This is a genomic window from Nocardia wallacei, assembly GCF_014466955.1.
Lineage (GTDB): Bacteria > Actinomycetota > Actinomycetes > Mycobacteriales > Mycobacteriaceae > Nocardia > Nocardia wallacei.
Map to the genome: position 1 here is coordinate 3624358 of NZ_AP023396.1, position 11541 is coordinate 3635898.

An 11541-nucleotide genomic window follows, 5' to 3' on the forward strand; every position below is an offset into this window, starting at 1 on the left:
GCCACACCCGGCCGGGCGCGGACAGTGGATCGCTAGGTGGCGCGGCTGACCGAGGACATGTGGAAGTCGGGAATCCGCAACGGCGGCATGGCCGTTCGAGTGAACCAGTCCTTCCATTCGCGGGGCAGGGTGACCTCGGTCGCGCCCGCCTCGCCGACCCGGCGCAGCAGATCCAGCGGGCTCTCGTTGAAGCGGAAGTTGTTGACCGCCGCGGTGACCTCGCCGTTCTCCACCAGGTACACCCCGTCCCGGGTGATGCCGGTGAGCAGCAGCGTCGCCGGATCCACCTCGCGGATGTACCACAGGCAGGTGAGCAGCAGCCCGCGCTCGGTGCGCGCGATCATCTCCGCCAGCGATGCGCCGGAACCGCCTGTCATGAGCAGGTTCTCGCCGGGCACCGTGACCGCGGCGTCGAATTCCGCGGCGGTGGCGCGCGGGTAGACCAGCGATTCGACGACTCCCTCGCGCACCCAGTCGGCACGGTGCGCGGTGAGGCCGTTGTCGAACACCGACATCGTCTCCGAGGACGCCGCGGTCGCGACGAACGGCCGATACTCCAGCCCCGCGGCGGCCGGGTCCGAGTACAGCGTGAGCGGAATGTCGGTGAGCCGCTCGCCGATGCGGGTGCCGCCCGCGCGGGCGAACGCGGTGTGCCCCTCGTGGGCGCCGCGGCCCTCCATCGACCACATCAGGTAGATCATCAGATCGGCCACCGCGGACGGCGGCAGCAGCGTCTCGTAGCGCCCGGCGGGCAATTCCACGCGGCGCCCGGACCAGTCGAGGCGGCGCGCCAGCTCGGCCAGCAGCGCGGGCACGTCGACATCGGTGAAATCGGCGGTGCCGGTGCCGACCCACGCGCTCGCCAGGTCCGCGCCGTCACCGCGCTTGGCGTTGATCTCCACCGAACCGGTCGGCTGCACCCAGCGGCGGCGCACGCCGGTGGAGGTGCCGAGCCAGGTCGAATGCAGCTGGTGGTGGGCGAAACCGTAGAGCCGGTCGGTCCCGTCGAATCCGGCGGCGAGGTCGCGGGCGAGCGGCTCGAAGACCTCGATGCCGGTGGTCGCGGGGGCGCCGGTCCACGGCAGGTCGCGGTCCGCCGCGGGGGCGAGGGTGCCGGGATCGAGCAGCGGCACGGCGTCCGCGGCGGGTTCGGCGGTGCGCGCGGCCTCTTCGCTCGCGCGCACCACGCCCTCGATGTCGGCGGGATCGACGCTGGTGGAGGCGACGCTGCCGACCCGTGCGGACCGAGGCCCGTCGCGGTAGATCGACACGACCGCCCAGTCTCGCGACACCGAGGATCCGTTGGTGGTCATGGAGTTTCCGGCCCACCGCAGCGACGTGTCGTAGGCGTCGGTGACCAGGACGATCGTCTCGTCGGCGCGGGCGGCCCGCAGTGCGCGGTCGACGACCTCGGCCGCGGGGATGACATCGGCTGCGCTCACGGCAATACCTCGGGTGCGGTCGGCGGTGCGGGCTGATTCATCGGGTCCTGCGCGCGGCCGCTCACGACTGCCCGGCCTCGGAGCGGGTGTTGAGCACGTTCACCCCGCGCACCAGCACCGAGGGGCAGCCGTGGCTGACCGCCGCCACCTGACCGGGCTGGGCCTTGCCGCAGTTGAACGCACCGCCGAGCACCCAGGTCGACGGTCCGCCGACGGCTTCCATCGCGCCCCAGAACTCGGTGGTGGTGGCCTGGTAGGCGACGTCGCGCAGCTGGCCCGTCACTTCGCCGTCGCGGATGCGGAAGAACCGCTGTCCGGTGAACTGGAAGTTGTAGCGCTGCATATCGATCGACCACGACTTGTCGCCGACGATGTAGATGCCGTCCTCGACGCGGGAGATGAGGTCCGCGGTCGTGGTGTCGCGCGCCGGGTCCGGCTGCAGCGAGACGTTCGCCATCCGCTGGATAGGCACGTGGTGCGGCGAGTCGGCGTAGGAACAGCCGTTGGAGCGGTCCAGGCCCAGGCGCGGGGCGAACGCCCGGTCGAGCTGGTAGCCGACCAGGATGCCGTCGCGCACGAGATCCCAGCGCTGGCCCGCGACGCCCTCGTCGTCGTAGCCGACCGTCGCCAGCCCGTACTCCTGGGTGCGGTCGCCGGTGACGTGCATGATCGGGGTGCCGTAGCGCAGGGTGCCGAGCTGGTCGGGGGTGGCGAACGAGGTTCCGGCGTAGGCGGATTCGTAGCCGATGGCGCGGTCGTACTCGGTGGCGTGGCCGATCGACTCGTGAATGGTCAGCCACAGGTTGGTGGGGTCGATGACCAGGTCGGTCGGGCCCGCGACGACGCTGGGCGCCTTCACCTTCTCGGCCAGCCACTCCGGGATCCGCGCGAGTTCACCCTGCCAGTCCCAGACGCCGTCGCCGCCGGTGACGTACTCCCAGCCGCGCCCGGCGGGGGCGGCGAGGGTGCGCATCGTCTCGAAGACGCCCGCGGCCGGGTCGACGGTGATCGCCTCCAGGTGTGGATGCAGCCGCACCCGTTGCTGGGTGATCGCCGAGCCCGCGCTGTCGGCGTAGTAGGTCTGCTCCTTGACCTGCAGCACGGCCGCGGTGACGTGGTCGACGCCGTCGGCGGCCGCGAGCCGCTCCGAATAGTCCTGCAGCAGTGCCACTTTCTCCGGGGTCGGCACCGCGAACGGGTCGATCTCGTAGGACGAGACCCAGGTCGCGTCGCGGTACACCGGTTCGGGCGCGAGTTCGACGCGTTCGCGGTTGAGCGCCCGCAGCGTGGTCGCGACCGTCACCGCGCGGCGCGCCACCTCGGCGGCGGTCGCGGGGGACAGGTCGGCGTGGGAGGCGAACCCCCAGGTGCCGTCGACGACGACGCGCACCGCGAAACCGAGATCGGTGGAGTTGCCGACGGCTTCGACCCGGCCGTCGCGCAACCGGATCGACTGCGTCACCAGCCGATGCACGCGCAGGTCGGCGTGCGTGGCGCCGGCGGCGCGGGCCGCGGTCAGCGCCGCGTCGGCCAGCGCGGCCAGCGGGAGGGCGCGGAACTCCTCGTCCACCACCCGGGGTGCGATACTCACCCCGGACACGCTAATCGGTTGCCGACCGGTCGTTCAACCGCCGCGGTCGCCCCGCCGGGGTGCCCGGCGCGACACGCCGTGCAACCCTGCATCGAGTGCAAACACGCACGAAATGCGAGGTGGCACAGGGTGAAGCGCACGCGCCGACGCGCAGCTTGCCGGGTGTTTCGTGATCTATGCCGTACCGTGTGCCCGCGTGCCGCCATCCGCACTCCGTGACCGCAAGCGGGAACGCACCCGCCGTGCCCTTCTCGAGGCCGCCGTCGACCTGTTCGAAACCCGTGGCTACGAGGCGACCACCGTCGCCGATATCGCCGCGACGGCCGAGGTGGGTACGAGAACCTTCTTCAACTACTTCGAGAGCAAGGAGGAGTTGCTCTTCCCGGAGCCCGACGAACGCGTGCGCGCCGCCGTGCACGCGATCGCCACCCGGCGCCCGGACGAACGCCCCGTCGAGGTGTTGTTACGGGCCTTACGCGCGGCCGGGGACAACCCCGGCGACCATCTGGGCGACGACCTCGCCGCCCGCATTTCGGTTCTGCGCGCGCAGGTTTCGCGCACGGTGCCCGCGGTCAGCGGCCGCGCCGCGCACGCCCAGCTCGCCGCGCAGCAGGAGATCGCCCGGCAGCTGCGGGCCGCGTTCCCCGAAGAACTCGACGAGGTCGGGGCCGCCGCGCTGGTGGGCGCCGTCGTCGGGGCCGTGTCCGGGGCGCTGACCGTGCTGTTCTCCGGTCGCCACGCCCTCGAGGACGGCGAGCGCCTGCACCGCAAGATCCGCGAGACAACCTCGAAGGTGCTGGCGCCGTGGCTGGCCGAGCCCGCGCCCGCCGCCGAGAGCCGCTCGATCCGGCACATGATGGCCGAGGCGCGCTGCTGACCCGCCCGCGCGGGTCTCAGCCGAACTGCTGCCAGCCCAGGCGGATCACCATCCCGGCCACCACCACCAGCAGCACGACCCGGACGAACCCCGCGCCGCGGGCGAGCGCCATGCGCGAGCCGACCACCGCCCCGGCGATATTGGCCGCCGCCATCGCCAGGCCCAGCGTCCAGAGCACATGCCCGGTGGCGCCGAGGAAGATCAGCGAGCCGAGATTGGATCCGCAGTTGATCACCTTCGCCATCGCCGCCGCGCGGACGAACTCGGTGCCCAGCAGGGTGGCGAAGGTGATGATGAGGAAGGTCCCGGTGCCCGGTCCGAGCAGCCCGTCGTAGCAGCCGATCAGACCGGCCGCGAGGGCGACGACCAGAATCGTCTTGCGCCGGGTGGGCGGATCGGTGGCCATGGTGACGCCGATCGAGGGCCGCGCGGTGACGAACGCCGCGACGGCGATCAGCACCGCCATCACGATCGGGATGAAGTAGTCGCGGTCGATCAGCGCCACCGCCGCGGAACCGGCCGCCGCCGCCGTCGCGGCGATCAGCGCGCCCGGCAGCAGCAGCCGCCAGCGCATCGGCACCTTGCGCGCGAAGGTCACCACTGCGGCGGTGGTGCCGGAGAACGCGGCGATCTTGTTGGTGCCCAAGGCGGTCTGCGGTGCGATGGCCGGAGCGACCAGGAACAGCGTCGGCAGAATGATCAGACCGCCGCCGCCGACCACGGCATCCACCCAGCCCGCCGCCGCGGCCGTCGGCAGCAATACCGCCCAGTCTGCGAAATCCACCGGCCGAGACAACCAGACGTCGGATGATCCGGCAAATCAGTGTGGGCACTTAGGCTGAGCGGGTGCGTCGATTCAGTCTGTGGCTGCGCGGGAAGCCGATGGTGGCCGACTCGATGCTCGCCCTCGCCCTGCTACTGCTCGATCTGGCGGTCATCCGCGACAAGGAACATCTCCCCCTGCACCTCGCACTGGCCGTGCTGGTGCCGCTGCCGGTGGTGTGGCGCCGGGCGTACCCGCGCGGCAGCGCCGCCGCCCTGCTCGGGCTGGCGATCGGCACCACCGTGGTCAGTCATGTGACCGGCGCGGACCTGGCGCCGCCGGCGCTGCTCGCGGTCGGCATCATGCTGTACACGCTGGTCGCCTACGTCGGCCGCCGGGAAGGACTGCTCTATCTGGCCGCGCTGGCCGTCGACGGCACGCTGTCGATCACGGTGCTGCACCAGACGGTCTGGGTCACAGCCGGATTCCTGGTCATGTTCTACGCGCTGTGCTGGACGCTGGCCGAATTCCTCGGCGCCCGCCACGCCTACGACCGGGAGGTGGCCGCGCGCCTCGCCGTCGCCGACTACGACCGGGACCGCAGCGCGCACGAGGCCGTCTCCATCGAACGCACCCGCATCGCCCGCGAACTGCACGACGTCGTCGCGCACGCGGTGAGCGTGATCATCGTGCAGGCCGACGGCGCCAAGTACGCGCTGCGCCGCGACCCCGATGCCGCCGAACAGGCGCTGAGCACCATCGCCGCCACCGGCCGCGACGCCCTGCGCGAACTACGCCGCACCGTCGCGCTGCTGCGCACCGAGCACGCCCCCGAGCAACTGCCGCAGCACGGCACCGCGGGGCTGGCCAAGGTGGTGGGCATGATGCGCAGCGCGGGGCTGGCGGTGGAGTTGGAGTTGACCGGCGAACTCGACGACGTCGCGCCGGAGGTGAGTCTCGGAGTCCACCGCATCGTCCAGGAGTCGCTGACCAACACCTTCCGCCACGCCGGGCCCGACCCGAAGGCCTGGGTCCGGGTGCGCCGCCGCGACGACGACGTCCTGGTCGAGGTCGACGATCTCGGTCACGCCGCCGAGGCCGCCGCTGCCACCGGCGCCGCCCGCACCGCCGATCCCGCTGTCCGCGCGGCATTGACCGGCAGCGGCCTCGGCCTGGTCGGCATGCGGGAGCGGGTGGCGGTTCTCGGCGGCACCTTGGAGGCGGGCCGCCGCGCCTCGGGCGGCTGGCGCGTGCGGGCCACCATTCCGCTCGAACGCGAGCCGATGGAGTAGGCCGCGCGGTGGCGGATAGATTGGGGGCGTGCCGATCACCGTTCTCGTCGTCGATGACCAGGAGCTCATGCGGGCCGGACTGAAAATGGTGCTCGGCGCCCACCCCGACGTGGAGGTGGTGGGGGAGGCCGACAACGGCGCCGCCGCGGTGGCCCGAGCCCGGGAACTGCGCCCCGACGTGGTGCTCATGGATGTGCGCATGCCGGTCGTCGACGGCGTCACCGCCACCGGCCAGATCCTCGAATCCGGTTGTGGCAGCCGGGTTCTGGTGATGACGACCTTCGACCTCGACGAGCACGCGCTGGGCGCGCTGCGGGCCGGGGCGAGCGGATTCCTGCTCAAGGACACCCCGCCGGAGGACCTGATCTCCGCCATCCGCAGCGTCGCCGCGGGGGACGCGGTGGTGTCGCCCAAGGTCACCAAGCGGCTGCTGGACCGGCTCATCGCCGACGATCCGGCGCGCATGCGCGATCCGTCGGTGCTCGATGTGCTCACCGTCCGCGAGCGGGAGGTGCTCGGCCGGATCGCCGCCGGGCGCTCCAACGCCGAGATCGCCGCCGAACTGTTCCTGTCCGAGGCGACGGTGAAGACGCACGTCGGCCGCGTGCTCACCAAGCTGAACCTGCGCGACCGGGTCCAGGCGGTGGTGCTGGCGTACGAGACGGGACTGGTGCGGCCCGGAGCGTGACCGGCGGCCCGGTTTCTCAGCGGGAACTCAGCCTCGGCGGGAGAAATCCGGGCATGCCGGACGTTGCACCGGTAGATCGTTTCGAAAGGATCGCCATGCCCGCCCTCTTGTTCGCTGTCTACCTGGTCGTCGAGATCGCCACCCTGGTCGTCGTCGGCCACCTGATCGGTGCCGTGCCGACGATCCTGCTGCTGATCGCCGGGTCAGGACTGGGCCTGATCCTGGTGCGCTCGCAGGGGCGCCGGGTCTTCGACCAGTTCCGCCGCGCCGGTCGCGGCGAGATCGCGCCCGGTACCGCCGTGGCCGACGGCGCGCTGGTCGCCCTCGGCGGCGTCCTGATGTTCGTGCCGGGCCTGATCACGTCGCTGTTCGGGCTGCTCCTACTGCTGCCCACCCGCGCGCTGCTGCGCCCGGTGGTGTCGGCCTTCGCTACCCGCCGCATCGATCGGCTGTCGATGGCGACCGGCTATCACGGCGTGGTCGTCGAACCCGGCGGCGAGGTCGTCGACGGCGTGGTCGTGCACCAGCACTACGACGACGGTCAGGGCGAGGGCCGTCGGATGCTCGACGGGCGCTGACCCGGCTCGCTCGGCCCGGGCGGGCGCCGGTGACGGTATGCGGCACACTGGACTGCCGTGAGTACCCAGTTGCTGGTCGGCGGACGCATCTACAGTTCCAGTTCACCCGACGCCACGGCGATGGCGGTGACCGACGGCACGGTGGTGTGGCTGGGTGCGGACCGGCCGGGGCGGGCCCTGTATCCCGACGCCGAGATCATCGAACTGGACGGGGCTTTCGTGGCCCCGGCGTTCGTCGACCCGCACGTGCACGTGACCGCGCTCGGCCTGCAACTGACCGGATTGGACCTGTCGCGGGCCACCTCGCTGGCGCACTGCCTGGAACTCGTGCGCGACTACGCCCTCGAACATCCGGGCGCCGTGCTCGGCGACGGCTGGGACGAGACCCGCTGGCCCGAGGGCAGGCCGCCGACGGCCGCGGAGATCGACGCCGCCGCCGGACCGGGCCGCTCGGTGTATCTGGTTCGCGTGGACGCACATTCGGCGGTCGCCTCGACCGCGCTGCTGGACGCCGTCCCCGGGGTCACCGCGGCGGCCGGCTACAGCCCGGGCGAGCCGCTGCGCGCCGAGGCCCATCACCTGATCCGCGCCAGCGCCCTCGACGGCCTGGACCGCTCGCACCGCGACCGCGCCCGCCGCGCCGCGCTCGACCACGCCGCCGCGCACGGCATCGTGGCCGTGCACGAATGCGCCGGACCGCAGATCTCCGGCCGCGCGGACGTCACCGAACTCCTCGAGTTCACCCACGGCGTGCAGGTGCGGGCGTACTGGGGCGAGGCCGTCGGCAGCGCCGAGCAGGCCCGCGCGCTGATAGATGACCTCGGGGTGCACGGGCTCGCCGGAGATCTGTTCGTGGACGGTTCGATCGGCTCGCACACCGCGTGGCTGCGCGCGCCCTACGCCGACCGCGACACCACCGGCGTCGGCTACCTCGACGCCGACGCGATCGCCGCGCACGTGCGCGCCTGCACCGAGGCGGGCATTCAGGCCGGCTTCCACGCCATCGGTGACGGGGCGCTGGAGGCTGTGGCGCAAGGGTTCTCGCGTGTCGCCGCCGAGCTGGGCGGTCCGGCCGTGGCGGCACGCGGGCATCGCGTCGAGCACGCCGAACTGCTCGACGCCGCGCAGATCTCGACGCTGGCCGCCTGCGGTGTGATCGCGAGTGTGCAACCCGGATTCGACGCCGAGTGGGGCGGCCCGGACGGCATGTACGCCACGCGGCTGGGCGCCGCACGCGCCGCCGCGCTGAACCCGTTCGCCGCCATGGCCGCCGCGGGGATCTCCCTCGCGATCGGCTCCGACGCGCCCGTCACCGCCCTGAACCCGTGGGAGGCCATCCGCGCGGCGGCCCACCACCGCACCCCCGGCCACCAGATCTCCCCCCGCGCCGCCTTCGCCGCCGCCACCCGCGGGGCGTGGCGGGCCGGCGGGGTCCGCGACGGCGTCGCGGGCACCCTGGTCCCCGGCGCCCCCGCCTCGTACGCCCTCTGGGACGCCGCCGACCTGGTCGTCGCCGCAGCCTCCGACAAGGTGCAACGCTGGTCCACCGACCCCCGCTCCCGAGTCCCCGGCCTCCCTCCCCTCACCCCGGGCACCAACCCCCCACGCTGCTTGCGCACCGTCCACCACGGCACCACCATCTACGAAGCCTGACCGCCTGACCGCCTGACCGCCTGACCGCCTGACCGCCTGACCGCCTGACCGCCTGACCGCCTGACCGCCTGACCGCGTGACCGCGTGACCGCGTGAGCGGGTGACCGCCTGACCGGGTGGCCGCGTGGCCACGTGGCCGGGGTGACGGACTGACCGCCTGACGCCCGGCAGCCTGTCGACGTGTCCGCCTGAGCAGCTGTCGGCTTGTCATGGCGAGCCGTGTGACCGCGTGAGTCGGGTGAGCTGCCTGGTCGCGTAGTCGACCGTTGGACTACTGCGAGGGGCGAATTGCGCGGATGTGGATGTCGGCGAGGGGCGGTTTCGTTAGGCGTCGGTGATGGTGGCCCGGTGGCCCGGTGGCCCGGTGGGCGGGTGGCCCGGTGGCCCGGTGGGCGGGTGGCTCGGTGGGGTGGCTCGGTGGGCTGGGCAGTTGGGCGTTGTGGTCGAAGGCTGTTCGTTGTGGTCGGTTGGCCGTTCGCGGGAGCTGGTTGGACGGCCCCCGGTCGGTGGTGGTCGTGGTGCGTCCGTAGCATCGACGCGGTGTCGAGCAGGGCGTCGTGGGCGGTGCGTGGGGGCCGGGGGAGCGCTGGGCGTTCGGAGTTCGTGGTGTCGCCGCTGTGCCGGGTCGGCCCGTTTGCGGAGGAAGCGTGAGTAGACGGCTGGGTCTCGGGAGAGGCGTGCCGGGCTCGTCCTCCGACGGACCGCGGCCGTCCGGCACCTCCGGCCCACGGCCTGGGGCTGCCGCCCCGCCGACCGACGGGCCCGCGAGGCGGGCCGCGCGACCGACCGGCTTGCGGGACTGGGCCGCCGGGCATCCGGTGTGGTGGCGCCTGGCCGGTGCCGTGGTCGCGGGATTGCTGATCTACGCGAGCTTTCCGCCGCGGGCCTGCTGGTATCTGGCGCCGCTCGGCATCGCCGTCCTGACCGTGGTGGTGCGCGGGCCCGGTGGGCTGCGCGGGGGATTCGGGTACGGGCTGCTGGCGGGTCTGGCGTTCTTCGTGCCGCTGCTGCCGTGGACGGGGGTCTACGTCGGCCCGGTGCCGTGGCTGGCGCTGTCGGCGGCGTGCGCGGTCTATGTGGGCCTGTTCGGGCTGCTGGCGCGGCTGGTCGGCGCGGCACCGGGCTGGCCGCTGTGGATCGCGGCGCTGTGGACGCTCACCGAGTGGGGCCGCTCCAGTTTCCCGTTCGGCGGATTCCCTTGGGGCCGTCTGGCATTCGGTCAGGCCGACGGGTGGTACCTGCCACTGGCCGCCGTGGCCGGTGCGCCCGGCGTGAGCTTCGCGGTGGCGCTCACCGGAACCCTGCTGGCGGCGCTGGCATTACGGGCCGCCGACCGCCGCAAGCCCAGATGGCTACCCGGGATTATCGCTGTCGCAACGGCTGTGGCTATCATCCCGGTTACCGGAGTGATCCTCCGGACCGCGCTGCCCGCCCCGGACGACGGTGACCGGCCGATCACGGTCGCCGCGATCCAGGGCAGCGTGCCGCGGCTGGGGCTGGACTTCAACGCGCAGCGCCGCGCGGTCCTCGACAATCACGTCCGCCGCACCGGGGAACTGGCCCGCGCGGTCGCCGCCGGGCAGGCCCGGCAGCCGGATGTGGTGATCTGGCCGGAGAATTCGTCCGATATCGATCCGCTGCGCAATGCCGACGCCGCGCGCGAGATCGGCGCGGTGTCCGCCGCGATCCACGCACCCATCCTGGTCGGCGCCGTCCTGGTGAACGCCGACGACACCACCACGAACTCGGTGCTGGTGTGGAACGGCCCGGCCGGACCGGGGGAGCGGCACGACAAGCGCATCATCCAGCCGTTCGGTGAGTATCTGCCCATGCGCGGGTTCTTCCGGCACTTCTCCGAATACGCCGACCGCGCGGGCTATTTCGTGCCCGGCCACGGCGACGGCGTGGTGCACGCGCAACCCGCGAGCGGGGGAGCGGCGGTCGCGATCGGCGTCGCCACCTGTTACGAGGTGGCCTTCGACCGCGCCTTCGAGGACTCCCTGCGCGCCGGTGCCCAGCTGCTGACGGTACCGACCAACAACGCCACCTTCGGCGACACCGAGATGACCTACCAGCAGCTGGCCATGTCCCGTGTGCGCGCCGTCGAACACGGGCGCGCGCTGGTGGTCGCGGCAACGAGCGGGGTCAGCGCGATCGTCACCGCCGACGGCGCGGTGGCCGGGCAGACCCCGAAATTCGTGCCCGCCGCACTGGAGGCGACGCTGCCGCTGCGCACCGCCACCACCCCCGCGACCCGGCTCGGCCCGCTGCCCGAACGCGGGTTGTGTATCCTTGCCGCGGCTGTTGTTGTGGCTGTGGCTATTCGACGGCGAATTTCGCCGCCGGAGCATCCGGTAGCCGAGGACGCCCTCGGCGGCCGCGCGCACCGCCGGTCGACCGCATCGGCACCCGCCGAGTAGCGAACACTGGTGGCACGGCCGGGCCGCTGCGGGCTTCACGCATCGGTTCGCGTTGCCGCACAGCGTTCGCCAAGTCATTGCTAGACCTGCTCAGCTTCGCCAGGGAAGTGCTTGAACTAGGTTTTCCGCTCGACATTGCTGTTAGCGAAGAGGTAGCTGACTAAAGCTCCTCTCCGCCAATGTGGTTCGAAGTGAAACATCTCGGCATCGCTACCGATCCGCCCGTCGCCATGCTCC

The 11541-nt window shown here is 72.4% G+C and carries 9 protein-coding genes; 6 read left to right on the top strand and 3 right to left on the bottom strand.

Translation table 11 applies throughout. The annotated features are described in order from the left end of the window. Nucleotides 1–32: 32 nt before the first annotated feature. Both NWFMUON74_RS16080 and NWFMUON74_RS16085 read right to left on the bottom strand, forming a co-directional pair. Nucleotides 33–1442, bottom strand: coding sequence for a TldD/PmbA family protein (locus NWFMUON74_RS16080; protein ID WP_187688585.1), 1410 nt, complete (start codon nt 1440–1442; stop codon nt 33–35). A 61-nt stretch (nt 1443–1503) separates the two neighbouring features. After that, nucleotides 1504–3033: a TldD/PmbA family protein gene (locus NWFMUON74_RS16085; protein WP_232111053.1), complete on the bottom strand. Its 1530-nt coding sequence runs from the start codon at nt 3031–3033 to the stop codon at nt 1504–1506. Nucleotides 3034–3229: 196 nt separating this feature from the next. Between NWFMUON74_RS16085 and NWFMUON74_RS16090 the strand changes: the two genes are divergently transcribed. Further along, nucleotides 3230–3910, top strand: coding sequence for a TetR/AcrR family transcriptional regulator (locus NWFMUON74_RS16090; protein WP_187688586.1), 681 nt, complete (start codon nt 3230–3232; stop codon nt 3908–3910). A gap of 16 nt (nt 3911–3926) precedes the next feature. On the opposite strand, the gene NWFMUON74_RS16095 is transcribed toward NWFMUON74_RS16090, so the two are convergent. Further along, nucleotides 3927–4694 carry a TSUP family transporter gene (locus tag NWFMUON74_RS16095; RefSeq protein ID WP_187688587.1) on the bottom strand — a complete coding sequence of 256 codons (768 nt, stop codon included), beginning with the start codon at nt 4692–4694 and terminating at the stop codon, nt 3927–3929. Between the two features lie 62 nt (nt 4695–4756). Between NWFMUON74_RS16095 and NWFMUON74_RS16100 the strand changes: the two genes are divergently transcribed. The 5 genes from NWFMUON74_RS16100 to lnt all read left to right on the top strand — a co-directional run bounded on the left by NWFMUON74_RS16100 (nt 4757) and on the right by lnt (nt 11304). Further along, complete coding sequence (locus NWFMUON74_RS16100) at nt 4757–5965, top strand: sensor histidine kinase (protein ID WP_232111054.1); 1209 nt, start codon at nt 4757–4759, stop codon at nt 5963–5965. A 28-nt stretch (nt 5966–5993) separates the two neighbouring features. Then, nucleotides 5994–6653, top strand: a complete 660-nt coding sequence (locus tag NWFMUON74_RS16105; RefSeq protein ID WP_187688588.1) for a response regulator — start codon at nt 5994–5996, stop codon at nt 6651–6653. Between the two features lie 95 nt (nt 6654–6748). Continuing rightward, a complete protein-coding gene (locus tag NWFMUON74_RS16110; protein ID WP_187688589.1) occupies nt 6749–7231 on the top strand; it encodes an FxsA family protein in 483 nt (160 codons plus the stop codon). Nucleotides 7232–7288: 57 nt separating this feature from the next. Beyond that, entirely contained in the window at nt 7289–8884 is a 1596-nt protein-coding gene (locus tag NWFMUON74_RS16115; RefSeq protein WP_187688590.1) for an amidohydrolase, read from the top strand. 791 nt (nt 8885–9675) lie between these two features. Next, entirely contained in the window at nt 9676–11304 is a 1629-nt protein-coding gene (gene lnt, locus NWFMUON74_RS16120) for an apolipoprotein N-acyltransferase (protein WP_187689200.1), read from the top strand. Nucleotides 11305–11541 lie beyond the last annotated feature (237 nt).